This window comes from Caulobacter endophyticus (assembly GCF_029543245.1).
GTDB lineage: Bacteria > Pseudomonadota > Alphaproteobacteria > Caulobacterales > Caulobacteraceae > Caulobacter > Caulobacter endophyticus_A.
On the sequence record NZ_JARQWV010000007.1, the window covers coordinates 204,668 to 229,412 of the forward strand.

23 protein-coding genes are annotated in these 24,745 nt (G+C 70.9%); 10 read left to right on the plus strand and 13 right to left on the minus strand.

Going from position 1 to position 24,745, the window contains the following annotated elements; all coding sequences use genetic code 11:
- Positions 1–15 precede the first annotated feature (15 nt).
- From P7A99_RS09130 to P7A99_RS09150, 5 genes are read left to right on the plus strand one after another with little or no spacing between them, the layout of a single operon-like run.
- Complete coding sequence (locus P7A99_RS09130; protein ID WP_277793567.1) at positions 16–1,899, plus strand: alpha/beta hydrolase family protein; 1,884 nt, start codon at positions 16–18, stop codon at positions 1,897–1,899.
- Positions 1,900–1,906: 7 nt separating this feature from the next.
- The gene (locus P7A99_RS09135) at positions 1,907–3,079 is read left to right on the plus strand and encodes a hypothetical protein (RefSeq protein ID WP_277793568.1); all 1,173 of its coding nucleotides are present in this window, start codon (positions 1,907–1,909) and stop codon (positions 3,077–3,079) included.
- Positions 3,076–4,479, plus strand: a complete 1,404-nt coding sequence (locus tag P7A99_RS09140; protein WP_277793569.1) for a condensation domain-containing protein — start codon at positions 3,076–3,078, stop codon at positions 4,477–4,479. Before P7A99_RS09135 ends, P7A99_RS09140 begins: the two co-directional genes overlap by 4 nt.
- Positions 4,476–5,816: a serine hydrolase domain-containing protein gene (locus P7A99_RS09145; RefSeq protein WP_277793570.1), complete on the plus strand. Its 1,341-nt coding sequence runs from the start codon at positions 4,476–4,478 to the stop codon at positions 5,814–5,816. Before P7A99_RS09140 ends, P7A99_RS09145 begins: the two co-directional genes overlap by 4 nt.
- A complete protein-coding gene (locus P7A99_RS09150) occupies positions 5,813–7,411 on the plus strand; it encodes a class I adenylate-forming enzyme family protein (protein WP_277793571.1) in 1,599 nt (532 codons plus the stop codon). Before P7A99_RS09145 ends, P7A99_RS09150 begins: the two co-directional genes overlap by 4 nt.
- On the opposite strand, the gene P7A99_RS09155 is transcribed toward P7A99_RS09150, so the two are convergent.
- The 3 genes from P7A99_RS09155 to P7A99_RS09165 all read right to left on the minus strand — a co-directional run bounded on the left by P7A99_RS09155 (position 7,408) and on the right by P7A99_RS09165 (position 11,000).
- Complete coding sequence (locus tag P7A99_RS09155) at positions 7,408–7,650, minus strand: phosphopantetheine-binding protein (protein ID WP_277793572.1); 243 nt, start codon at positions 7,648–7,650, stop codon at positions 7,408–7,410. The two genes, P7A99_RS09150 and P7A99_RS09155, sit on opposite strands and share 4 nt — an antisense overlap.
- A gap of 64 nt (positions 7,651–7,714) precedes the next feature.
- Positions 7,715–9,862 (minus strand): peptidase domain-containing ABC transporter, encoded by a 2,148-nt coding sequence (locus P7A99_RS09160; RefSeq protein ID WP_277793573.1) that lies wholly within the window; start codon positions 9,860–9,862, stop codon positions 7,715–7,717.
- A 4-nt stretch (positions 9,863–9,866) separates the two neighbouring features.
- Positions 9,867–11,000, minus strand: a complete 1,134-nt coding sequence (locus P7A99_RS09165) for an HlyD family secretion protein (RefSeq protein ID WP_277793574.1) — start codon at positions 10,998–11,000, stop codon at positions 9,867–9,869.
- A gap of 361 nt (positions 11,001–11,361) precedes the next feature.
- Here P7A99_RS09165 and P7A99_RS09170 point away from each other — a divergent pair, with 361 nt between their 5' ends.
- The 5 genes from P7A99_RS09170 (at position 11,362) to P7A99_RS09190 (ending at position 15,913) form a co-directional block, all read left to right on the plus strand.
- On the plus strand, positions 11,362–12,918 hold the full coding sequence (locus tag P7A99_RS09170; RefSeq protein WP_277793575.1) for a hypothetical protein: 1,557 nt from the start codon (positions 11,362–11,364) through the stop codon (positions 12,916–12,918).
- On the plus strand, positions 12,915–13,766 hold the full coding sequence (locus P7A99_RS09175) for a hypothetical protein (protein ID WP_277793576.1): 852 nt from the start codon (positions 12,915–12,917) through the stop codon (positions 13,764–13,766). The genes P7A99_RS09170 and P7A99_RS09175 overlap by 4 nt, the downstream gene beginning before the upstream one ends.
- A complete protein-coding gene (locus P7A99_RS09180) occupies positions 13,766–14,749 on the plus strand; it encodes a tetratricopeptide repeat protein (protein WP_277793577.1) in 984 nt (327 codons plus the stop codon). The genes P7A99_RS09175 and P7A99_RS09180 overlap by 1 nt, the downstream gene beginning before the upstream one ends.
- Before the next feature lie 3 nt (positions 14,750–14,752).
- A complete protein-coding gene (locus tag P7A99_RS09185) occupies positions 14,753–15,127 on the plus strand; it encodes a hypothetical protein (protein WP_277793578.1) in 375 nt (124 codons plus the stop codon).
- Between the two features lie 135 nt (positions 15,128–15,262).
- On the plus strand, positions 15,263–15,913 hold the full coding sequence (locus tag P7A99_RS09190; RefSeq protein ID WP_277793579.1) for an OmpA family protein: 651 nt from the start codon (positions 15,263–15,265) through the stop codon (positions 15,911–15,913).
- Positions 15,914–15,940: 27 nt separating this feature from the next.
- Here P7A99_RS09190 and P7A99_RS09195 read toward each other — a convergent pair whose 3' ends face one another.
- The 10 genes from P7A99_RS09195 to P7A99_RS09240 all read right to left on the minus strand — a co-directional run bounded on the left by P7A99_RS09195 (position 15,941) and on the right by P7A99_RS09240 (position 24,564).
- Positions 15,941–17,377 carry a DUF4384 domain-containing protein gene (locus P7A99_RS09195; protein WP_277793580.1) on the minus strand — a complete coding sequence of 479 codons (1,437 nt, stop codon included), beginning with the start codon at positions 17,375–17,377 and terminating at the stop codon, positions 15,941–15,943.
- Between the two features lie 29 nt (positions 17,378–17,406).
- Positions 17,407–17,820, minus strand: a complete 414-nt coding sequence (locus P7A99_RS09200) for a hypothetical protein (RefSeq protein ID WP_277793581.1) — start codon at positions 17,818–17,820, stop codon at positions 17,407–17,409.
- A gap of 11 nt (positions 17,821–17,831) precedes the next feature.
- Positions 17,832–18,347, minus strand: a complete 516-nt coding sequence (locus P7A99_RS09205) for a hypothetical protein (protein WP_277793582.1) — start codon at positions 18,345–18,347, stop codon at positions 17,832–17,834.
- 78 nt (positions 18,348–18,425) lie between these two features.
- A complete protein-coding gene (locus tag P7A99_RS09210; protein ID WP_277793583.1) occupies positions 18,426–18,890 on the minus strand; it encodes a hypothetical protein in 465 nt (154 codons plus the stop codon).
- Positions 18,887–20,017 (minus strand): hypothetical protein, encoded by a 1,131-nt coding sequence (locus tag P7A99_RS09215; RefSeq protein ID WP_277793584.1) that lies wholly within the window; start codon positions 20,015–20,017, stop codon positions 18,887–18,889. Before P7A99_RS09215 ends, P7A99_RS09210 begins: the two co-directional genes overlap by 4 nt.
- A gap of 6 nt (positions 20,018–20,023) precedes the next feature.
- On the minus strand, positions 20,024–20,572 hold the full coding sequence (locus P7A99_RS09220; protein ID WP_277793585.1) for a hypothetical protein: 549 nt from the start codon (positions 20,570–20,572) through the stop codon (positions 20,024–20,026).
- The gene (locus P7A99_RS09225; RefSeq protein ID WP_277793586.1) at positions 20,569–21,504 is read right to left on the minus strand and encodes a hypothetical protein; all 936 of its coding nucleotides are present in this window, start codon (positions 21,502–21,504) and stop codon (positions 20,569–20,571) included. The genes P7A99_RS09220 and P7A99_RS09225 overlap by 4 nt, the downstream gene beginning before the upstream one ends.
- Positions 21,505–21,656: 152 nt before the next feature.
- Positions 21,657–21,980, minus strand: a complete 324-nt coding sequence (locus P7A99_RS09230) for a hypothetical protein (protein WP_277793587.1) — start codon at positions 21,978–21,980, stop codon at positions 21,657–21,659.
- 137 nt (positions 21,981–22,117) lie between these two features.
- Positions 22,118–23,242 (minus strand): hypothetical protein, encoded by a 1,125-nt coding sequence (locus P7A99_RS09235; RefSeq protein WP_277793588.1) that lies wholly within the window; start codon positions 23,240–23,242, stop codon positions 22,118–22,120.
- 53 nt (positions 23,243–23,295) lie between these two features.
- Positions 23,296–24,564, minus strand: coding sequence for a caspase family protein (locus P7A99_RS09240; RefSeq protein WP_277793589.1), 1,269 nt, complete (start codon positions 24,562–24,564; stop codon positions 23,296–23,298).
- Between the last annotated feature and the right edge of the window lie 181 nt (positions 24,565–24,745).

Genomic DNA, 24,745 nt, shown 5'->3' on the forward strand with positions numbered 1-24,745 from the left:
GGGGGAGAGCGGCGCGTGCGCCTGAAGCGTTGGATCGCCTCGATGCTGGCGCTGGCCGTGCCGCTGGCCGGCGCTCCCTCGGCCGGGGTTTCCATGCCGACGGCGGCGAGCGCAGGGCAGGGCGTGGATCCGGCGCCCCCGAAGGCGGTGTTCTGGCAGCCGGCGAGCCGCAATCCCGACTACGCCCATTGCGCGGCTTCACGCGCCGAGATTTCCCCCGACGGCGCCTTCGTCGCGCTGTGGAGGCCGCGGGTGGACGACATCCGCACCCCCGTCTTCGATCTTTCGGTGCTGCGCACGGACTGTCTGGCCGGACGCGACACGACGGCGGCCTGCGTCGTCAGGACCGCGGTGACCAACGCCACGCCGTCTGCGGTGAAGTGGTCGGCGGATTCACGCGGTCTCTATGTGATCAGCCCCCAGATCGACCTGCGTCGGCTGGCGGCGCCGGACTTTTCCGACGCCGGCGCCCAGGGCGCATCTCTTTCGTCCGATATCGCGGCCTCGGCCGTCCACCTGCGCGCCCCTCCGGCGGGAGCGAGCCTGGAGAGCGTGGAGGCGCGGCTGCGGGGCGGCCTGGCGGCGGCGCGGCCCGTGCTGCCGGGTCACGAGGTCCGCAGCCTGCGGCTCGAGGACGGCGATGGCTTCACCGGCCTGGGATTGAACGAAGCCGATTTCGCGGCCGTCCTCCTGCGCGCCTCGGGCGCTGCGCCCCTGGGCCTGCCCTTTCCCTGGCTCGGCGGCGCCACGCTGCAACAGACCGGTCAGGGCCTGGCGATCTGGCAGAACGGCGAGCTGAGCGCGGTGCGCAAGGGGCGCCTCGAGCGATCGATGGCGCGAGGCGCGGGCGTCGTCGTCGACGCCGAGCGCGATGTCGTCGTCGCGGTTTTCCGGGAAGACGGCGTGATCACGCCCGTGGGCCAGGGACCTGCTCCGCCCCGCATCCTCGACCGGCGCGAGGCCGCAACGGCGGCGGTGTGGGATTATTCCCAGACGCCGGACGGCCGCGCGCGCGTCGCGGTGATTTCCGACATCAACGGCGGCCGCAAGCTGCGGTTGGAGGTTTCCGGCCGGCGGATGGATTTCGGCTGCCCCAAGGACCCGCCGCGCCGGCGGCTCGTCCGTACGGTCCTCGACCTGGGCGCCGAGGGCTGGCCCTTGCCGGCCAGGCTTTATGCCGGCGCCGATCCGAAGGCCCTGGTGGTGTTCCTGCCGGGCGGCCCCGGATCGTCGATCGCCGGGGATGCGCAACTGCGCCGGATCCAGCCCCTGCTCGACGAGGGCTACGACGTTCTCGTCGTCGGTCCCAGCGGGACGAGCGGCGAGGGCCTGCCGGTCGTCTCGCGCCTGGGCCGGGCCGGCGGCGAGGCCCTTGATCGCGACGCCCGGCTGGTGCTGGCCGCCCTGGAGGGACGCGGCTTGCGCGGATACCGCCATCGCATCGTCGTCGGCGAAAGTTTCGGCGGCATGTCGGCCATGGCGCTGCACGCGGCCGAGAAAGGGGAGGGGGCGGCGATCGACGGCTACCTCCTGGGCGCGCCCTGGCTGGCGCCGAGGGATCCGGCGTCCTGGGCCAAGACGCGCGGCTTCGGCGGCGCGGATCCGGCGGCCCAGGCCAAGTGGGACCGGGCCATGGTCGGGCTGGACTGGTCCAAGCCGGACGATGCGATGCGGACCTGGGCCCGAACGCGCGCCGCCGACCTGGCGCGAGGCGGCAAGGTGACGATCATCTATGGCGAGAAGGACCCGACCTTCCTGCCTGCGGACGTCGGAACAGGGATCGAACTGGTGGCGCTGGCGCAGGGCGACCACGCCTCGACTCTCGGCTCGACCGCCTTCACCCAGGCTCTGCTCGACGCCGTCAGGCGACGGCTCGCTCCGGCGGCCCGATCGCGATGAGGCGCCCGTGAACCCCGGCTCCGCGCGCGGCCTCGCCGCCGACACCGTCTCGCTTCGCCGCCAGCTGTCTGAGGGCCTCAAGGCCGAGGACCTGGCGGCGGTGTCGCATGCGTTCCGCGCACTCGGCGCGGGGCGCAGACTGGATCCGAAGCTGAGTGCGGCCGTCGGCTCGTTCGCGTCCCGTCTCGGCGCGCCCGACCTGGCCGAGGAAGCCTTCCGGCTCGCCCTCGAGGAGCGGCCCGACGATCCGACCTTCCTGCACTTCAGGGGCCTGGCGCGCCTGCGCGCCGGGCGGTGGCGTGACGGCTGGCGCGACTGCGAGGCGCGCCTGGACGCCCATCGGCTGCTGCCGTTCTCGGCGATGGCGGTCGGCGGCGCGCCCTTGCCCCGGTGGCGGGCCGGAGAACCACCCCCCGCGCGCCTGCTGATCTGCACCGAGCAGGGGGCCGGCGATACGATCCAGTTCGCCCGTTTCGCCCTGCGGCTGATGGCCGAGGGGGTGGAGGTCAGGGTCATGGCCTCGCCCAAGCTGGCCTGGCTCGTGCGGGCCCTTGGACTGCCGCTGGTGGAGCCCTCGCCGGAGGGCGTGATCGCCGTCTCGGTCGACGCCTGGTGCGCGATGATGAGCCTGCCGGGACTGATGGGCGTCGAGACCGACGAGGCGCTGTCCAGCCCGCCCTACCTTGCACGGGTCGGCGGCGAGGCGTCCGGCGCGCGCTCGCGTCCCCGTATCGGCCTGGCGTGGCAGGGCAACCCCCGGCATCCGAACGACGCCTACCGCTCGATCCCTCCGCAGGCGCTGAGCCCTCTGCTCGAGACCGAGGGCTACGAGTTCGTCAGCCTGCAGGTGGCCGACGGGGTGGATCAGCCGCCGCCGGCCAACATGGCGGCCGGGCCCCAGCCGGGGGACAAGCCGTTCCTGGCCGCCCTCGAACGGGTCTCCGGAACGGATCTGGTCGTGGCCATCGATTCCGCCGTCGCGCACATGGCGGGCGCGATGGGCGTGCCCTGCGCCCTGCTGCTGCCGCCGCACCATCGCGACTGGCGCTGGGAGCGCGGGGCGACCACCTCGCCCTGGTACGACGCGGTGCGGATCTTCCGCCGTCTTCCGACCGAGACCTGGCCGAGTTTCGTGGCCCGGGTCTCGCCCGAGGTCCTGGCCCTGGGGAGGCCTTCATGAATATCGACGCCGGTTCCGCCTCGCCGGAGGCGTCGCCCCGCCGCCCGGCGCAGTTCGTCCAGGGGCGGGCCCAGGGGCCGACGGCCTCCTTCTGCCTGGCCGCCTGGGGCGGGCTGCGGCAAGGCGTGACCCGTATCGACTCCACGAACCGCACCAACGGGCTGATCCGCCTGCCAGCCCTTCATCGGCGTGCGGCCGAGGCCGCCTGCGAGATGCTGGCCGCGCGGCATCCCGTGCTCAACTGCCGGGTGGAGGATCGCGACGGGGCGCCGTGGATCGTCCCCCTTCCGCCAGCCCGGGCGCAGGTCTCGGTGCTCGAAGGGGACTGGGACGGGTCGGACGCCGGGCGCGAGGCGGCCGAGCGGGCGGTGGGCGCGTTCGTCTGGTCCGAGCTCGATGTCACGAAGGGGCCGCTCTATCGCGCCTACGTCGTCTCGCTGACCCCGGACGAGGCTTATTTCGGCCTGCTGGTGCACCACTTCGTCGCCGATCCGGTGTCGATCGGCGTGCTGCTGGACGAGTTCATCGCACTCTATTCGGGCCTGCTGCGGGGGCGCCGACGCGCCCTGCCGCCGCCGCCTCCCAGCTATCAGGACTATCTGGCCGCGATGAGCGAGTGGATCGAGGGCGAGGACGGAAGTCGTCTGCGCCGCTCGGCGTTCGAGCGGCTGAAGGCGGGATCGCGGCTCGACCTGCCCGAACTGCAAAGCCCGGATGCGCCGGTCGAGGCCTTCTTCCAGCTCGATCCCGCGGTGGCGGCCGCGACGCGGACCGTGGCCCAGCGGCTGCGGACCTCTCCGTTCACCGTCCTGCTCGCGGCGCAGGCGGCCATGTTGTCGGCCTTTGCGCGGGGCGACCGGGTGACCCTGCGCACGATATCCAACGGCCGGGACACCTCGGTGCTGGCGCGCACCGTGGGCAATCTGGTGAACCGTCTCTACGTGATGACCGACGTGGCCGGCGATCCCAGCTTCGCCCAACTGATCGAGCGGGTGAAGGCCGATCTGAACTGGGCGCGGCGCCACGCCTTCGTTCGCGACGACTTCATCCAGATCGACCTGGCGGCCGGCGGCGTCCCGCTCGAGGCGCCGGTCTTCAACTATCGCGTTTCGCAGCGCGGCGACGACCAGCGCCCCGCCTTGGCGCGCGCGCTCAAGGTGCCGCCGCCTGGCACGGCCCGCACGCGGCCACGCGACGCCTACTATCTCGACATGCTCGACAACGGCGTCGACATGTTCGGCAGCATCCGTTTCGCCGCCAGGACGATCGACGACTTCCTGACCGCCTTCGAGGCGACGCTGCGAACCGTCGGTGAGAACCCGGACGCGCCGATCTCGGCGCTCGCCGCGCCCCTGGCCAAGGGCGCGCCTAAGCCATCCCCGCCTGGAGCCTCCTCATGAGCGCCAATCTGGATCGCCTCGAAAAGCTGGCCGAGGCGGTGGTCGCTCGCCATCAGGCGCCGGGCCTGGCGATCGCGGCCCGGCGGGGCGAAGAGCGGATCGAGGCCGCCGCCGGCGTCTCCTCCACCCAGGCGGGACAGACGCTGTCGCTGGACGATCGCCTGCCGATGTCGTGCCTGATGAAGCCGCTGGTCGCCCTGACCTGCCTCCATCTGGCCGAGCGCGGCGAACTGGATCTCGACGCGGACCTGGCGGTCCTGCTGCCGGAGCTGTCGCCCGACGGCGCGCCCTCCGGCGTGACGCCTCGCCACCTCCTGGCGCACACGGCCGGCTATGTGGAGCCGGAGGAGCCGAACGCGCGCTGGGCCTACGACTGGGCGCGGTTCGTTGCCTTCTTCCCCCGGCGCCGGCAGGCGTTCGCGCCGGGGTCCGTGTGGAGCTACACCCACACCGGCTATGCCGTGCTGGCGCGACTGGCCGAACAGGCCGCGGGGCGGCCGATACGCGACCTGCTCGGCGAACTGCTGCTCGACCCGCTCGGTATCCGGCTGGGCGAGCCGGGGGCGCGGGCCGGCGAGGACAATCGGCTCATGGCGCTGCACGTACGCTCGCCGCGCAGCGGACGCTTCGAGCCGATGCGGCCCCCCCGCGAGGCTGGCTTCCTGCGCTTTTCGATCTCGGACTACACGATCTCGACGCGCGACCTGCTGGCGCTCGGGCGGTTCCTGGCGAGCGGTTCTCCGGGTATCGACGCCGGGATCGAGGCGGCCCGCCTGCGGATGCTCGCCCCCGTGGTGGAGATCGCCGTCCAGGCGGGACGCGACGAGGTGGAGCACATGCCCACCGCCTTCGGCCTGGGCCTGGGCAGCTATTCCGGTCTGCATGGCGTCAACGGCTCCTATGTCGGATCCACCTGCGCGCTGAGGTTCGACGCCGCCACGGGTGCGACTGCCGCGGTGACGCTGAACGCTTGGCTGCCGCAGGCCCGCGACCTGGCCATGCGAAAGCTGGAGGGCTTCCTGCGTCCCCGATCCGCCGATCGGGCGCCGTCGCCCGTCCCGAGGCTGGACGACCTCGCGCCCTTCGAAGGGGTCTACAAGGGGCTGATGCTGGGCTCGGCGTCTCTGGAGATACGGCGGGACGGTTTGGCCTTCCAGTGCGTCGTCGCCCGCCTCGGGGCGCCGGATCTGCAGGCGCGGCTTTGCGTCGGCGCGGAAGGGGAGGTGGTGGTCGACGAGGCCTCGCCGGGCTTCGCCATTTCGCTGGAGACGACGCCCCAGGGCGCTCCGGTCGCCCGGGTCGGGGCGTCGGCCTATGCGCGGATCCCCGCCGCATGAGCCGGACAGCCTGGAGCCCCGCCGAGCATCCGCTGCTGAGGCCGGGTTCGCCGTTCGAGATCGAAGCCGATGGAGGACGCGGACCGGGATTCCGCCAGGGGCCCCATGGCCTGGGCGAGGTCTATCGCCGGGCCCGGCGCCTGGGCGACAAGGTCCTCATCGTCGATGGGAGCGAGCGGCTAAGCTATGCCGAGGTCTTCGCCCGGGCCGACGGGCTGGCCGCCCGGCTGACGGCCGTCGAAGGGGTGGCCGCCAACCAGAGGGTGGTGCTGGCCCTGGCCAGCGGTGCGGCCTGGGCGATCTGGTTCGTGGCTCTCACCGGGTTGGGCGCGGGCGTCGTCGCCGTCGAGCCGGAGCCGCAGGCCGTGGCGCGGGCGACGGCGCTTTCCGGCGCGGCCTTCGTCGTCGCCGAGGCCGGGCTCGTTCCCGAGGGCGTCGCCGGGCTCGCACCGTCGCTGGCCGTGGACGCGCCGCCGGCGGCGCAGGACGTGGCGGCCCCGGCCGAAGCAGGCGCCGCCGACCAGGTGGCCGTCGTGGCCTTCACCTCCGGCAGCAGCGGCGCGCCCAAGGGCGTCGTCCATACGCACCGCAGCCTGCTGACCGGCCTGCGCAACGGCATGCTGGGCGCGGCCCTGCTCGCCGCCGAGCGGCCCCGGCCCGAAGGGCCGCCCCAGCGTCCGGCCCCGCCCTGCACCCTGCTGCTCGCGCCTCTGTCCTATGTCGCCGGTTTCTCGGCGCTGATCCTGGCCTTGATGACTTCGGGGCGGCTGGTCCTGGCGTCGCCGGGGCTCGACGCTGCGGCGATCGCCGGGATCATTCACGACGAAGGCGTCCGCTCGATCGTCGGCCCCAGCCCCGCCCTGCTCAGCGGCCTGACGACGACGCCACGCGAACGCCTGGCCTCGCTCGCCGGCCTGCACCTGCACGGCGGCGCGGCGTCGGCGGCGCTGTCGGACCTCCTGCTGGCGCACCTGCCCTGGCTGGCGATATCGAGGAGCTACGGCCTCACCGAGACCGCCGGAACCCTGGCCGTCGGCGCCTTCGCCGATCTTCGCGACCGCGACGGCGCGGTGGGCCGCATTCTGCCCAGCGTCGACTTCCGTATCCTGTCCGAGAACGGCGAGGCCGCGGCGCCCGGCGCGCCGGGGTCGCTGCACGTGCGCGGCGAGATGCTGATGAGCGGCTATCTGACGCCGGCCGGCCTGGAGCCCGCGCCCGACTGGTTTCCCACCGGCGATCTCGGCTTCGTCGACGGCGAGGGCTATCTGCACATCGAACGGGAAAGGCCTCCGCTGGACCTGGTCGCGGGGGTGGTGTCCAGGCAGCGGGTCGAGGCTCTGGCCCTGGCCTGCGACGGGATCATCGACGCGGTGGTCTGCGTCCGACCGGGCGAGGGCGGCGGCCAGACGGTCATGCTGGCGCTGGAAGTCGGCGGCGACCCTGTCGCAAGCCAGGTGAAGGTCGCCCGCGCGCTCGGCGAACGGTTCGCGTTCGCGGGCGACTTCACGGTGAAGGCTTTCAGGCGGCTGCCGCGCCTGGCCTCGGGCAAGCCCGACACCGGGGCGCTGTGGGAGTGGAGCGACCCGCCGATCTAGGCCGGCTGGGTCGCCAGCGTCTCGACGGCGGCGGCGAAGGCGCCCAGCGTGGGGTGCTCGAACACCAGGGCCGGATCGACTACGATGTCGAACAGCTCCTCGACCTGCAGGCTGATGATGGTGACCAGGACGGAGTCGCCGCCCAGCTCGAAGAAGTCCTGCTCGGCGGCGACGGTCTCGACGCCCAGGGCATCGGCCCAGATCGCGGCCAGCTTGCCTTGGATTTCAGATGACGACACGCGTTCCTCCTGGATGAGTTTCCGTCGCCGACGGCGGTTCGCGCCGCGCCGGTCTTGTGCGGGGTTACGGTTTTTCGACCACGCGCAGCTGGCTGAGGTCGATCGGCAGGGCCGGCGCTTCGGGCGAAGCCGCCCCGCCCTGCTTGAAGTCGGCGACCACCGTCCCGCCGTCGAGCTGGATGACCCGGTCGGCCGCGGCGATCGTCTCCTTGCGGTGGGCGACGATCACCCGGGTGATCGACAGCGACTTCAGCGCGATGTTGATGGCGCGCTCGCGGCCCAGGTCCAGATGCGAGGTGGCCTCGTCCAGCACCAGGATCCGGGGCGTTCTGTAAAGCGCGCGGGCCAGCAGCACGCGCTGCTTCTGGCCGCCAGACAGGGACGAGCCCATATCGCCGACCATGGTTTCGGCCCGCATCGGCATGGCCATCACCTCACCTTCGAACGAGGCGGCCTTCAGGCACTTCCACACGCGGTCCATGTCGATGTCTTCGGCGAAGAAGGCGACGTTCTCGGCGATCGAGCCGGCCAACAGCTCGTCGTCCTGCATGACCACGCCCAGGTTGCGGCGAACGGCCTTGGGGCCCCAGCTGCTCAGCGGCAGGCCGTCGAGCGAGACCTCGCCCGCCGAAACGGGGAACAGGCCCGTCATTACCTTCAGCAGGGTGGACTTGCCGGTGCCGGAGGGGCCGACGATGGCGACGAATTCGCCCGGTTCGATGCGGATGTTGATGCCGCGCAGGATGGGCGGCTCGTGGGGCGCATAGGCGAAGGCCACGTTGCGCAGCTCTATGCCGCCGCGGATCTCGCGGTTGTCGGTCGGCGACCTGTCGATGCCCGTCTCCACCGGATGCAGGGCGATATCGGCCAGCCGGTGGGTGTGGATGTCGAGCAGGCGCGCGGAGGTGTACTGCTCGAATACGCTCTGCGCGGCGCGAAGGAACTGCATGCGATAGGCGAGGAAGGCGTAGAGCATGCCGATCGTCATCTCGCCGGCGATGACGTTCTTGGCCCCAAGGAAGATGATCAGCACCAGGCTCAGGCCGTCGAGGCCGGTCTGAACGGCGGTGACGCTGACCTGGGCGACGGCGGCGGCCTGGTTGGTGCGGATCGTGGCGGCGAGCTTGTTGGACCAGTCGCCTTCGCGCTCGGTCTCGGCGGCCATGACCTTGATCGTCTGCATGGCGCGCAGGGTCTCGATGCGCTTGCCCTGCTCGGCGATCGAGGCCGAAAGGGCCGCGGACCCCAGCTTGATGGTCCAGGGGATCGTGACCAGCCGCAGCACGATGTAGAGGCCCAGGCCCGCCATGACGATCCAGGCCAGGGAAGGCGCGACGAAGAACATCATCACCAGCGTGACGCTCGACAGCACGCCGTCGATCAGGGCGCCGATCAGGCCGTTGGCGATCAGGTTCTTCACCGGCGTGAGGCTGTCGAAGCGGGTCATGGCGTCGGCGAGGCGCCGGCGCTGGAACCAGACCAGGGGCAGGCGAACCAGATGGTGGAACAAGCGCTGGGTCATGTCCCAGCCCAGCAGGGCCGACACTCGTTGCAGGGCCAGGCCGCGCAGGGCCTCGGCCCCCATGTTGAACAGGGCGAACAGGCCAAAGCCGACGGCCAGGGCCATCAGCAGTTCGCCGTCGCCCTTCATGGCGCCTTCGTCGACGGCCAGCTGCATGTAGAACGGGCTGGCGATGATGTAGGCCTGCAGCAGCAGCGAAAGCAGCAGAGCCTGGAGCATGCCGCCGCTGAGGCTGGGCGTCCAACGGAACAGGCTGGTGAGCTTCAGGCGCGAGCGCTCGGTCTTGCGCGTGAAGGCCGGCGCGGCGGCGATCTCCATCGCCATGCCCGTGAAGCGCTGGGACACCCTTTCGAGCGTCTCGACCCGGCGGCCCGCGGCGGGATCACGGATCACCACCCGGTTGCGGTCCACCGAGACCAGGACGACGAAGTGGTTGAGCCCCCAATGCAGGATGGCCGGGCAGGTCAGCTGCGACAGCTCGTCGAGCTCGCAGTGAACGGCGCGCGCGACCATGTTCATCGAGCCGGCGATGTTGGCGATGTCGCTGAAGCTGAGGCCGCGCGGCGAGACCGGATGCAGCCGGCGAAGGTCGGCCAGGTCGAGCTTGCTGCCGAGCATGTCGGCCGCGATAGCCAGGCAGGCCAGGCCGCATTCGGCGGCTTCGGTCTGGCGAAGATGGATGTCGTTCATCGGTTCAAACCGGTTGGGCGCGCACGCGGGTCGCGCGCACCGCATCAAACAGCCAGTCCCAGAGGGACTGCTTCTCCAGAACCAGGTCGGCTTGCAGCCGCATGCCCGGGCTCAGGGCCCAGCGGCTGCCGTAGGCGTTCACCTGCTGGTCGTCGAGTTCGACCAGGACCCGGTACAGATCCTCCTCGGCTTTCAGCATCGCGGGCAGTTCCGTCGGCGCGACCGGCGCGCGGGCCAGGTCCACGACGCGCCCCTTGCCCACGCCGAAGCGCTGATAGGGAAAGGCGTCGTACATCAGCCGCACGCGGTCGCCGATCCTGACGAAGCCGGCCGCGCGCGAGGGCAGCCAAAGCTGCGCTTGCAGCTTGGCGCCCGAAGGCACCACCAGGGCCAGGGTCGAGCCCGCATTGACGGAGCCTCCCTGCACGGCCTGGAGGGCGGCCACGGTTCCCGCCGTGCTGGCGGTGAGCACCAGTTCGGTGTCGGTCTTGTTGGTGGCGTCCCGCTGGGACAGTTCCGCGGCGCTGGAGGCGATGGTGGCGGCGGCGTCCTCGGCCTCGGCCAGCAGGCGCTGGTCCTGCGCCGCCAGCTGGCTCAGGGACACCGGAATGCCTTGCAGCTCCTGCTGCATCGACGAAAGCGACAGCTTGGCGACGAGCATGGATTCCTGCCGCTGGCGGTACTGCAGGGTCGACATCAGGCCTTGCTGCTGCAGCTGGTTGGCCGCCTCCAGGGTCTGTTCCGCCAGGCCGACCCGCTGCTGTTGCAGAACGAGGTCGCCGAGAAGCCGTTGACGCTGGGCGATCAGGCCCTCGCGCCGCACCGCGATCTCGTCGCGCTGGCGCTGGATCAGGAGCTGGCGCGCCTGGGCCTGGCGCGCCAGCGCGACGCGCTGGGCTTCCGAAGAGGTGGCGAAGACGTCGCCGAGACGCCGGCCGTCGGCGAGGGTGGGGTTGGACGACAGCGTGATCAGCGGGGCGCCCCGCTCGACCCTCTGGCCCTCGCGCACATGCACCGCCGACACCGTCGCCGACCGGGGCGCCGAAACGCGCGCCGAGCCGTTGCCGGGCGCGAGGACGCCGACGACGGTCTCCTTGCGGGCATAGGTGGCCGTGAGCAGGAACACCGTGACCGACAACAAAACCGCGATGAGGAAGATGGTCAGGACCCACGTCCCGACGCCGGCAGGTTTTACGGGCGTCCCCAGGCGACTACGCGCTGCAGCAATCGCCTCGCCGCGGAAAGCGATCCGCGGCGCACTACCGGAAACATCCATACGCACCCCACACAACCTTCAGCATAGCACAACTCTACCGGTCCGCCACAGCTAGTTTCGCCTCGGCATCCTGGTGCAAGCGCCTGGACGAGCTCCGGATTTTTTCACGCCCGGCCAGCGCACAGCGCCGCTCTCCCCCTCCCGCTAGCAGGATGGCGAGACCCCGGCAGGGGCCTCCCGCACGACGCATTTCGCGATCGGGCTCGAAGGTGGAGGGACCCTCATGATGCTCAATTTCATCTCGAAACAGGTCTGGGACCGCGTGGCCAAGCGGCCGGTGGAAGAGCCGGAGCCGGCGCCCAGGATCGCCGAGGGGCGGGTCACGCCCGGCCGCATCATCCGCACCACGCCCATCTTGAAGGGCTCGATGCGCGACGCCTTCCCGCCCATGGAGACGCTGGGCGAGGTGCGCGAACGCGGCCGCAGGGACGGCGGCCAGAACCTCCCGCCGACCCAGGCCGCCGACCTCGGCGAGTTCGAGCAGTCGGTGATCGACAACATCAACATCGGCGACCAGGTGCTGGAGCTGGAGGGCGACTACGAGATCGCCTCGGCCCACTCCGCCGCGCTGGTCAACGACATCGAGCCGACCCACCTGCAGCTGGAGCTCAACAAGGCTCAGGCCGAGGTGGGGCAGGTGAAGCTCGACGCCCGCGAGGACGTCGAGGAGGCTGAGCTGACCGCCCAGGCCATGCTGCGCGAGAGCCGCATCTTCAAGGACCGCCACCGCCTGAACCGCGAAGCCCAGTACGATCCCAGGCAGGACAAGTTCTGGAAGATGCTGGCCGTGGTGCTGCTGCTGGAAAGCATCGCCAACTGCTTCTTCATGCAGGACGCGGCCGGCGGTCTGCTGGCCGGCGTCGTGATGGCCGGTTCGATCTCGGCGGTGAACATCGCGCTCGGCCTGGTGGCGGGCCTGATCGGCCTGCGCTGGATGGCGCACGTCGACCAGGATCGAAAGCGCGCGGGCCGCATCGTCTTCTGGAGCCTCTGCGGTCTGGGCCTGCTGTGGAACATCGGCGTGGCGATCGCCCGCAGCCGTCAGGAGGCCCGCCTGATGGGCGACGGCCCCGAGCTCACCGATCCGACCTTCTCGCTGCTGCTGTCCCTGGCCCTGTTCTTCATCGGCATGGGCGTCTTCGCCGGCGCGGTGGTCAAGGGACGCGGCGGTCCGTCCAGCCCGGTGGACTACTACTGGGGCTTCGCGGACGTCGCTCGCAGGCTGGCGGCCGCCCGGGCGCGGGCGAGCCAGGCGCGCGAGCAATATCGCCTCGCCGTCAGCGCCGCCTACGCCGTGGTCGAGGCCAAGGTCAAGGCGATCGCGGCCGAGGATCGCGCCAAGCTCGACCGGGCGCGCGAAAGCCTGGCCGCGACCGAGCGCCGGATCGTCGAACTGGCCGCGAGCCGCAAGGAATGGCGCGTCTCCGGGCTGGCCAACATCCGTGAGTACCGCGAGACCGTCGGGCGGATCCGCACCACCCCGGCGCCGGCCTATTTCGCCGTGGAGCCGGTCCTGCCGCCCCTGATCCAGGAGACGCCAAATCTAGAGCATGTCCGCGCCCTGGTCGCGGCGATCGAGGTGCAGCAGCGGCGAAACCTCGATGAGCTGGCCGCCCTGCAGGCGCAGATCACGGGCCTGCGCGAAGCCGAGACCAGGCTGTTCCTCGAGGAGATGCAGGACATCGAACTGCGGATGGAGGCCAAGGCCCGGGCGATGTTCCCGCAGGCCCAGCCCCATGCCGCCCAGGATCAAGCCCGAGCCGTGGGAGCCGACCAATGAGCCGCTACTCCGAACTGAAGACCCAGGCCGAGGGCAAGACCAAGGCCAAGCAAGGCGAAGCCCGCATCAACCCGCTGTTCCTGTTGATCTGCTTTGCGATGATCGTCGGGGGCGGGATCGGCGCCGCGGGCTTGGCGCCGGCCCCTCAACTGGGCGCGGACATGTGCCGGACCGACCAGCCCCTGGCCGCCAGCACCGTGGTCCTGGTCGACGCCACTGATCCCTTCACCGAAGCGCAGCACCGCCAGGCGACCCAGGATCTCAAGAAGATCGTCGAGGACGTGCCCAGGAGCGGCAAGCTGACCCTGCTCTTCCTCCAGGGTGATAGGGCCTACGACCTGCAGGAGCGGGTGTCGCAGTGCAATCCGATGCCGTCGGCGAGCAACCCGGTGAACATCCTCCTGCACAGCGTTCGTCGGGAACGCGCCAAGTGGCTGGCGACGTTCGGAAAGGAGGTCGAGGGCGCCGTCGACAAGCTGGACGAGGCGCCCCGGGGCGAGACTTCGCCGATCGCCGAAGCGCTCCAGGTCCTGCCGCTCCGGACCGACTTCCACGGCCAGGTGGCCAACCGTCGCCTGATCCTGGTGTCCGACCTGATGCAGCGCAGCGCCGGCGGGTCGTTCTACACGCTGAACTCGGCCGGCGCGGCCCAGGCGGTCCTGACCGCCGCGGGGCGGCCCGACCTGACGGGCGTGCGGGTGGATCTGATGCTGCTCCAGCGGCCCGAACAGACGGCCCGGCAGACGGCCATCGCCATCCCCGCCTGGTGCGGCTGGCTGAAGGCGCGCGGGGCTTCGGCGGTGACGGTCAACGGCGGCGCCTGCCCGGCGCCGCGGGAGACGGTCTGATGACCCCCGCCGACATGGTGGCCCGGGCGCGCGCCATGATCGACCAGGGCCAGGAAGTCGGCGCGATCAACCTTCTGGGTCTGGCCTGCGTCCACGGCGAGTTCGACCCCGAGGCCCACGCCCTGCTCGGCCGCGCCTATCTGGCGGTCGGGCAGCCGGGCCTGGCGCAGCGTCCTCTCGAAAAGGCTCTGCGTCTGAACCCCAGGCACCCCACCGCCCGCAAGGATCTGCTGCAGGCCCGGCGGGCGACGGGCGGATCGGTGGCCGCCGCCCCCTGGGACCGCGACCACAGGCGGGCGACGGCCCTGGTGGTCCTGGCCTCCGTCATGCTCGGTCCGGCGCCCTGGGCGGTGGTGGGGCTGACCCTTCATCTGCCGCCCCTGCTGATTGCGGCGTTCCTGGGGATCGTCGGTCTGGTCGCCTGGATCGGCTGGGTGCTGCTGGTGCAGTTCGCGCAGGTCGCCAAACCGAACGGCGCGGTGCTGGTGCATGGCCGGCGCTCGGTTCTCAGCTACTGGCGCCACGCGCGGGTTCCGTTGGCGCTGCTGGCCGTGATCCTGGTCCTGGCGCTGGTTCGTCCGCCCCACGGCCTGCTGGCAATCCTGGCGCTGGTCCTGGTTCTGAAGTCCTACCTGGCCGTGGCCGTCCTGTTGTTGGCCCCCGGCGCGCGCCCCTTCTACATGATCGTTGACCACATGACGCCCGAGCAGCGGTGCCTGGTGATCAAGCGGGTCCACCGCCTCCACCAGAAAGAAATCCAGCTCCTGGCCATCCGCGTGGAAGAGGTCTGCATCGAGCGCAGCCTGATGGACGGACTGCTCGGCCTCTGGGCCCTGCGCGTCGAGCTGGCGCGCAACGCGATCCCCGGGGTCTCCCACATCTATCTGGAGACGCCCGACCGAGTGGAGAACGCCGGGCGGTGGCGAAACGAGATCAGCCGGCTGATTTCCGAAGGCCGGCGCTTCAACAGCAATGGGAGATAGACCATGAGCGACAAGTCAGCCCCCGCTGGGGGCGATCCGAAGGCCGACTGCGCCGACTGGGCGGACAAGGGCTCCGACTATGTGGGCGTCGGTGCGGGCCTCGCCGCCGGCGGGCTCTGCCGCAACGCGAACTTGGGCGCCTTCGCCGGCGTCGCCGCCGCGCACGCCAGCGAGCCCTTCCTCGAGCAGCTCTGCAACTGGGCGCAGGAACACAGCGATCCCAATCTGCACAGCTTCATGGCGGGCGCCTATGTCGACGCCAAGATCGGCGATCCCTACGCCGACAACGATTACCCCGCCGATCCGGGCGGCGACCTCGGCGCGGGCGGCTATGCCGACGGCGGCGGATCCGATGGGGGCGACGGCGGTGGCGACTAGGCCGCTTCCAGCCTGAAGGCCTTCGATTGCCGCCCGGTTCATCGCGCCGGGCGGCGATCAACCATAAGGGAAGATTTCGCCACGATTGTCGCTTAAGGTGCGTTCGGGGTCGCCGATCGGCGATGGGGGAAAATCATGAAGACCTTGGTTCTGGGCGTGGCGCTTTGCCTTGGCTTTGCCTGTGGCGCATCGGCCCAGGAAAGATCGGCGGGCGAGATCGAGCGCGAGCTGAAAGCCGCCATCGCCAAGATGCGCGGCGGGTCTGCGCCGGCGGCCGTCCGGGGCCTTGGTCGCACGCGGACGATCGTCCACGAGAACGGGATCGACGCCCGGCGCGATCCCCAGGACCCCCTGGCTTCACGCCCCGCGGCGGCGACGGCGTCCGCGCCGGCCGCAAGCCAGGCGCCGAGCCAGGAGGCGGCCGCGTCGTGTGTCGTGGCGACCAGCTTCAGCAAGATCTATTTCGATCGCGGCTCGGCGGCGCTTTCGGCGGATCCGATGACCCAGCAGACGCTCGCCCAACTGGCCGACGCGCTGGCCCTTCCCGATTTCGAGGACGTCCGGTTCTGGATCCGCGGCCATACCGACAGCACCGGCGGCGCCGCCCTCAACCTGGCGCTCTCCGGCCAGCGGGCCGCCAACGTCGCCCGCTTCATGGTCGCCAGCGGCGTGCCGGCCGGACGCGTGAGGTCCCTGGGGCGCGGGTCGGCCGAACCTGCCGACCCGGCGCAGCCGGCCGACAAGGTCAACCGCCGCGTCGACGTCTGCGTGGAGCAGAAGGCCTGATCGCGCCGGGGTGACGGACGCGCCGGACTAGTTGGCCACGTAGTAGGTCAGGGTGTCGATCGACAGGCCCGGGTCCGCGCGTTCGGCGGCGGCGACCAGCGCCGTGGCCGACTTGAACGGCAGGGCCTCCATCGCCCGGTCGGGCACGAAGCCCTCTATGCGGGGCAGGAAGTTGTCCGGCGCGGCCAGGCAGGTCAGCCACTCGCCCTTGTCGCCGGCCGCGGGGCGGATGATGAAGCCGTCCTGATCGCTGGGAATACGCAGGATTTCGCCGGCCGCCAGGCGATAGGCCGGGCGGCGGGCGCTGGGAAAGACCCGCGTCACCGTGGAAGCGGCGTCGGTATAGTAGCAGGCGACGTACGAGGGCTCGACCACGGTCACCTCGAAGGCCAGCTTGTTGCCCACCCGCGCCACCGGATAGTCGCTGGTCTGGTCGTAGGTGAAGCCCGCGCCCGAGGGCGAGACGCGCACCGCCGGTCCGCGCCCCACGCGCTTGGCCAGTGTCGCCGCCGGGGCCGCCTGGGCCTGCCTTAGGGCGTAGTAGACCTCGAAGCCCGGCTTGCTCGACGGCGGCAGGCCCTGGGCGCGCTCGAAGGTGGCGATGGCCAGTCTCAGCTCGGCGTCGTCCGCCGTCGCCGCGACCAGGCCACGCTGCGCCAGTCCCTGGACCACGGCGGCGCGCTGCTCTGCGGGCTTGAGGCGGTTGAAGGCGGCGAAGGCCTGTTCGCGATCGAGAGGATCCACGGCGACCTTGGCGAGGCAGTCGGCATAGGGGGTCTGGGTCAGTGCGCCCACGGCCTCGATCATCGCCAGGTCGATCAGGGCTCGCACGGCGGCCTGGGGGCCCTCGTCGACGCTGCTCTCGAAATCGAGCGAGCCCCCGACCGTGCCGATCGAGCCGCCGAGATAGCCGGCCTTGCCCTTGGTGCGCAGGGTGATCTGCTCGCTGTGGAAGGTGCCCGGAACGACCAGTCCCTTGCCGTCGGTGAAGGCCAGCGAGACGGTCAGGTTCGACGCGCCGCTGCGCTTGGACACGTTGCCGCTGAAGACGTTGCCGATCGAGGCCCCGCCGCCCTTGCCGCTGCTTTCGACCTGCTGATCGAGCGAGGTGACCGAGCCCAGGGTCGTGAACCAGACCGCTCCGTCCAGCGAGCGGGTGTCGGTGGCGATCGAGAAGAAGCGGCTCTTCTCGGACATGCGCGAGGCGGCCGAGATGATCATGTCGCGGGTGACGCCCATCTTGCCGCCGGGGTCGTCGAGCGGGGCGGGGACCAGATAGATGCCCGCCCCCACCGAGGTGCGCGACAGCAGGTCGTCCATGCAGCGCAGGGCGGGGTCGAAATTGCTCCCCGCCCGCACCGGACTGCTCTGAGGACGTCCCGGCGCGAGGGGCTGAGCCGCGCCGGCGCTCGCAAAGGCCAGGCCGAAAGCCAAGGCCGCGAAGGCGGCCGCCACGGTTCTCATCCGTCCCTGTTTCCTCGTCTGTCGCGCCGCTACCGGAACAGGCCCGGCGGCGGCGTGAAGGTCTTGCCCACGTTGGGGCACACGGTCTTGGCGTTGTTGATGACCATCAGGTCGCCCATCACCGTCGCCGAGCCTTCCGGGGCGATGTTCAGGGTGGCCGGATCGCAATTGATCACCTGGTCGCCCTGGGCCATCGGCCCGGCGCGGGTCATCAGGGCCTGCTTCTTGTTCTGGATGGCCAGCGGGATCTTGGCTTCGGCGCGGCCTTCCTGCTTGGCCGGCGGCGGCTTGAGGGCCGCCCGCAGGACCACGGGCTCGCGATCCTGGAGGGCGAGGGTGATCGGACCGCCGGAGGGACGGGCCAATTGCGCCATGCAGGCGTCGCCGCACAGGGCGGCCAGGACAACGCCGGCGACGACGGGGGCGGAGCGTTTGATGAACATGTCGCCCTCCCTCAGCAACGGCCGCCGGACGAGCCGAGGCGCACGTCCGAATCCATGAAGGGGATCGGGTCGATGGCCAGGACGTGCCCGGCCACCACCACCGAGTTGCGGCCGCCGACTGAACCGCGTCCGGTCGAGGCGATCATCAGGTTGGCGTCGGAGCCCGCGCCCAGCGCGATACTGGTGGCCGACTTGACGTAGCCGTACTGGCGGGCGTCTCCGCCCACCCGTCCGCAGGCGGTCGACACCAACGCGGTGGCCGAGCTGCCGAAGCCCAGGGAGAGGGCCGTCACCGGGCCGCCGCCGGACTCCTGCCGCACCGAGCCGGTGACGTTGGAGCCTTCCGTCGTGCTGCTGGTCAGCGCGGCGGCCTTGGAGTGCGCGCCGATGGCCAGCGAGACCAGCGCGGAGTTTCCCGAGTTCTGGGTCACCGAGCCGCCCACCCGGGCCAGCTGGGCCCAGGCCGAAGACGCGCTCGTCGCTGCGAGCGCGGCGGCGATGGCCATGATCGTGAAAGGTCGAGGCATGTTGATCTCCCGCAGGCTGTGTCGCCCTTGCAGCGGGAGGGGGAATGGCGCGCTGTGCGCGCGTTCCGGCGTCCTTTTTCACCGAACCGGACTTTCGACCTGGAACCTCAGGGTCTTCTGTTCGCGCACATCGCGGCCGGGAAGCCGCGCTGTGGCGTCGCCCAGGCCCCGACCGCCGCCGGTGTCCGCTTCCGCCGTCACCCGCAGCTCGTATCGTCCGGCGGGCGGCTCGACGCGAAACCCCTTGGCCGACGGATAGCGAAGCGGCACGCCGCCCTTGACGACCAGCTTCTGGTCCTCGGCCGTCAGCCGGCTCAGCTGGTCGGAGGGATCCAGCAGCCAGATCGTCACCACGGCGTCGCGCTGGGCTTCGATGGTGAGGGAGAGGCGATCATCGAAGGCGTAGACCGGCGCGTGGCGGTCGAGACTGACGGTCAGGCCGATGGCGTCGCCCGCTCCGGCGTGCGCCGGACCGCCGACAAGGGCTGGAACCAAGCCGACGGCGAGCAGTCCCGCGATCGCCGCTGCGATGCCCGTCTTCATGAACTGTCCTTCCCGGTGATCGCTCTCACCCTGGCCAGCATCGCCTCGGCCTTGCGGACGTCGACGCCGGTGGCGCGGCCGTCGATATAGATGTCGGCCATGATCTCCATCGCCGCCGGCGATCCCTGGTCGGCGGCCCGCTGCAGATAGGACAGCGCCTGGCCGACCACGGCCTTGTCATCCGGCGCCGAAAGCCACAGGCGCTGGCCCCAGGTCGCCTGGCCGTCGGGGTCGCCCAGATCCGCGGACGCCTTCCAGTACTTGTCCGCCAGCGCATAGCCGCGGTTCTCGTGATGGACCTGGCCGGTCAGGAACAGGATGCGGCCGTCGTCGGGACGGGCGCGGGCGGCGGCGGCGCAGGCCTCGACCGCCGCGGCGACCTTGGCGGGGCGCGCCTCGCCCTGGGCGGCGTCCAGCGCGATCACCGCGCCCTCGCAGGCGCGCAGCGGCTGGCCGTGCCGCCACCACAGCGTCGCCCCGCCCGCGCAGACCAGGAGCGATGCGGCCAGGGCCGCCGCCGATGGCCAGAGCCAGGGACGCGATCGGGCGGCCGGGGACTCATCGGCGCTCGCCCACAGGTCCGACAGTTCCGACAGGTGGTCGGCGGGGCGCAGGCTCAGGCGGCCAGTGGCGGCGGCCGTCTTGAGGGCTTGGCGGGTCTCGCTGTCGGCCTGGGTCCAGTTGGCGCTGGGAAAGGCGAAGGCCAGCGGTTCGGCGGCGGCTTCACAGGCCTCCAGGACCTGGCGCGCCTTGGCCTCGAAACCGTCTATGGCGGCGATCCGGCCCTCGCCGCCGTTGATGATCTCGCCGGTGGCGATCAGGCGTGGGGCGGCCTCCAGCGGATGGCGCGCGCGCTTGTCGGCCAGGGCCAGGGCCAGGCCGTAGCTCAGGCCGCTGAAGTCCTTGCGCAGGAAGCGCACGAACACGCCGCTCAGGCGCTCGCGGTCCGGCTCGGGGGCGCGCGCGTCGATCAGCACGTCCAGAGCCTCGGCCCGGTCGTGGCCGGCCGCGAACCGGCCGTCGCCGTCGAGCATGGCCATGCGCTCGACCCGCAGGCTCGCCAGCACGGCCGAGCCTAGGATCACGACCGGAAACTCGACGGTCTCGGTTGTCGCCCTGCGGATCATGCGGGGTCAGACGAAGGTCAGACGCAGGCTGTGCTCCTGCAGCCGTTCGATCGGCGACTGGGCGTCATTGGTCCAGAAGGCGTCGACGCCGCCGGCCCGGTCCAACTCGCCGGTCAGCCATTCCAGGCCGCCGGAGTCCGCGATCTGGACCTTGGTGCCGGCGGGCACCAGAGCGGCGGCCTCGGCCGACAGCACCACGTTGATCAGCCAGTCGCCCGAGCCCGGCGCCCGCATGATGCGGATGCTCACGCCGCTTTCCTGCAGGGACAGGGCGTCGGCGTCGCCGCTGTCGGCCGCGCGGCGGACGAAGTCGCGCGCCAGGCCGCGATCGGCCCAGCCGGCCTCGACCTCGTCGAGGACCAGCCTGCGCTCACGCAGGTAGAGGCGGCGGGCGGCGGGCGAGGACCAGACCATGCGGACGTCCTCGTCCCGCCAGGGCGCGCCGCGGGCGTAGTCGCGCAGGCGCGGCGCCAGCGCCTCCAGGGCGGCCGGTTCGGCCAGTTCGACCTGGCTGTTGAGCGCGTCGGCCAGCAGGCTCTTGAATGCGCCGTTCATGCCGGCGCTCCCAGGCCGACGCCCGTGAACTTGCGGCGCACGCAGTCGCCCAGCATGCGGGTGGCGGTCTCGATCAGCCGGTAGAACTTGCGCCGATCGAGCCCCACGCGCGCGCAGTAGGCCTGCACGCTGATGTCGACCACGGGACCCCGCTTGAGGTGGACGGCGCAGGCCTCGGCGTGCTCGCCGCGCAGTTCGCCGATGCAGTTTTCCAGAAAGACCGAGGCCAGGTCGTAGTTGGGCAGCGAGGCGATCTCCTCCGCACTGACCGCGTCGTCGGGGATCTCTTCGAAGCCTTCGGAAACGGCGATCTCGCGGCTGAACTCGCCGAAATAGTCTTCGATCGACTCGACGCTGCGCGGCAGGTTGCGGTCGGTGGGATAGACGCGGACGATGTAGTCGCGGACCGCCTCGAAGTGGCGGGCGTCGTAGCGGCTGTCGCCTTCGCGGGCCCGGTGCGTCCGGATCTCGTCCTTGCGCACGTCGCGGCTGATCAGGTCCAGCCTGCGCCAGGTCTTGGCGCGGTGCTCGGACTCGGCCGAGGCGCGGTGGCGCATGCGGTGCAGTCCGCTGCGCAGGCAGGCCTTGGCGATGCGCTCGCGATCCTCGCCGGCCAGGCGCTCGCGCGCCGCGACCAGTTCCTGGCGCAGCGGCGCGCTGTCGCCGAGCAGGCTGACGGCCGTGGCGTACATCGCCGCGCGGGAAGATCCCCCGCCGGCCCGCTCGTGCTGGGCGCAGGCGGCGCGGCAGCGGTCCAGGGCGCGCGCCGAGGCGTCCATGAAGCGCGTCCAGGCGCGCTCGCTCGGCGCGCCGTTGCTGATGATTTCGTCGATCACATCGTCACTCAGCGGTTGGATGAGCTTGAGAACGTTGCGACGGGTGTCGCTCCAACGGTTCTCCAGCCAGTAGCTTTCGTCGACTGTCGTGCTCATCCCGCCCCCGCGTGATCAGCCTTCACCTTATTCATGGAAGGCTTCGGGCGGCAAGGTAAGGTTGAGCTTTCGGAGTCGACACGCGCGCCGGTGCGGCGGCTGCGGAAAAAATAGGCCCCCGCGCGGGGCGGGGGCCAGGATCGGGTTCGGGCTCAGGGCTTGGGAACGCCCACCGACGACTGAACCGCCGAGGCGTAGGCGTTCTGGCCGATGGCGACCGAAACGATGGTGTCGGCCTTGGAGGTTTGAGTGACTTTGCCGCCGATGGTGCTGTCTTCGTAGACCGACGACTGGGCGACCACCGACTTGGCGCCCTGACCGATGGCGACCGAGACCATGGCGCCGACCTTGGCGGTTTGAGTGACGTCGCCCTTGATCACGGTCGGACGAGGAGCCAGTTGAGCGGAGGCCGGACCAGCGACGCCGATCACGGCGGCGACAGCGGCGGCGGTGGCGAAAGCGAAGGTCTTGGTCATCTTGGTCTATCCCTCTCGTTAGGCGGCGAGGCGTTGTGCTCGCTCACGACCTGAATACGGGAGGGACCGCGGGGAACTGTGCGCGAGCGCCGGCGAAAAATTCGTGGCGTTCGCGCATGGGGTCCTCAGGGCCGGGTCTAGCGCTTCTGGATGCTGCGCTGGGCGTCGACCATGCGCTTGGTGCGGACATAGGCGTCGGACACCAGCTTGTCGGGCTTGCTGAGCAGCTGGTCGGCCTTGGCGTAGTATTCCAGCGCCGCATTGGGGTCGTCGGGCAGCAGGGCTTCCTGGCAGACGCCCAGATTGTAGAGCAGGCTGACGCTGTTGGCCGCGGCCGGCGAGGCGGCTATGCTTTCCCAGATGCCGCAGGCGCGGTCCAGGCGGCCGATGTCGCCGAACTCGCCCGCCGACTTGAAGCGCTCCTGGTCGCCCTTGGGCAGTTCGGGCGCCTTCCGCTTGAAGGTGACGTTGACGATCTGGTTGTACGGCGCGACTTGGCGGCGGACCTTTTCGGCGACGCGATTGCGCACCTGCGAGACGAGAGCGTCCTCGGTCATCACCGCCGGCTGCTGGGGCGCGTCGCCCTGGCTGTTGCTCGACGGGCCCGCGAGCGACCTCAGCTGCTGGCCGAGGCCCCGGAAGGTGTCGCCGAGGTTCTGGTTCACCGCCTGGGTCTGGCCGTCGCAGATGTCGTAGCTGCCCTGGTCGACGATGGTCTGCGAATAGACGATGGCGCCGGTCGAGACGTTGATCGCGCGCGGGGCCACCGCGTAGTCGACCACGATCCGCGTGCAGGAGACGTTGCGGGTCGCCTGCCGCTTGCACTTGAGGAATCCGTCCGGCTCGGCGCAGTAGGAGCGCTGCTCGGTGCGGTTGGCGCGGCTGATCTTGGCCGAGGTGACCTCGCCGATATAGACCGCCTGCGCGCCCAGCTTGTTGCCCGAGCGGATCGCGGCGGCCACCTCGACGCCCGGCTTGGTCGTCGGCGCCTTGCCGTCGCCGGTGAGCCCTTCCATCGTCTTGACCGAGAACACCTGCTGGCCGTCCAGGACCGCCGATTGCAGCTCGGCGGCCAGGGCGGCGGAGAAGTTGCCGCCGTCGGGGCCGGTGAAGGCCAGCACCGCGATCTGGTTCAGCTTGGCGGCTTCGGGAAACTTGGCCGCGAACCGTCCCTCGTAGCGAACCGTATCGGCGGCCTGGGCCGCGCCGGCGATCGAGATCAGCGCGAACGTCCAAAGGAGCGTCGCCGTGAAGGAGCGCATGTGTCTTTTCCAGGCTGAAGAGTCGAAGGAGGAGCGCGGGCGCGCGTTGCGGGTCATCGTCTGGGCCTCAGCACCACCGAGGTCGTCGTCGGGCCCCGCCGCACCAGCAGCTTGACGCGCCCCTGGTTAGCCAGGGCGTTGGTCAGGAAGGCTCCCGGCGTCTGGGCGGGATCGGGGTTGAGAAGGTTGGCCTGCAGCACGACGTCGCCGCCGAACATCATGCCCATGGCCGTCGAGCCGGGCTGGACCGCCTGGACCTGGATCTCGCCGGCCGCGTTGCGAGCGACCACCAGGCCCAGTTCCTGGACGATCTCGGGCGCGACGCTCTGCGAGGGCTGGGCCGCGGCCGGCGCGCGGACAGGCGCGGCGAAGTCGCTGAGGCGGTCCTGGGCCAGTTCGGCGAAGCGGCCGGAGGGATATTTCTGGCGATATTTCTCGCACGGAGCGGCCGTCTGGCTGCGGCTGCACAGCTCCCAGGCGGCCTGCTCGTAGTCGAAGGCGGCCCCGGCGTTCACGACGGGAGGCGCGGCGGCAGGCGCCGGCACGGGCGTCGCCGCCGGAATGAAGGCCCAGTCGGGCTCGTCGAAGATTCCCTGCTGGTCGGGCGCCTGGTCGAAGCCGGTGCGCTGCTTGACGTCCCGCGACAGCCGGCCGGGCAGGGAGGCCAGTCGCAGGCCGGGTTCGTTGATCAGCGTCGCCAGCGAACGGGCGAACGGGCTGTTGGCGTCGGCCTGACCGTCGGCGGCCTGGGCGCCGGCCTGGGTCGCCATCAGGACGACGACATTGCCGGTGCCGTCGGGCTCGCGGCTGAGGCCGCGCTTGCCGACGCTGCGGCCGGCCGAACGCCAGCTGGGCTCGGCCTGGAAGGGGTTGTCGCGGCAGGCGTCGAGAATGACCAGGCGAATGGTCCTGGCGCTCCTGACCACCTCGACCAGGGAGGCCGAGCGGACGGCCTCGAACTGCAGGTCTTCGGGATCCTTGGCCAGGACGCCCACGGGCAGCAGCCAGTTGACGCCGTTCACCTCGACCCCGTGACCGGCGTAGTAGATCAAGGCGGCGTCGGCGCCGGCGGCTTGCCGGCGAAACAGGCTCAGGGCTTCGCCGAAGCGGACGTAGTCGGGATCGATGACTTCGGTCACCTCGAACCCCGTCGCCTTCAGCGACTTGGCCACGGCGCGCGCGTCGTTGACAGGATTGGCCAGCGGAGCGACGGCCTTGTAGGCGCTCGCGCCGATCACCAGCGCGACCCGGCGTTCGGCATGAGCGGCGGTCGCGGCGAACCAAAGGGCCGCGATAACCGCAATAAGCCACACCCTCGTCACTGCCCGCCCCCCGGCCATCAGCGCCCGGGCGCTAAACTATCGCAGTGGTCGAGTCGGTCAACCACGGCGATCGTCATGATGGTGGAAAGCCGGCGGTTCCTGCGGCCGGACGCGCGGCGGATCATCCGCCGGGCGGGCGTCGTGGGCGGACAAGGGGCGGAAGGCCGCGGGGAGGTTCGGC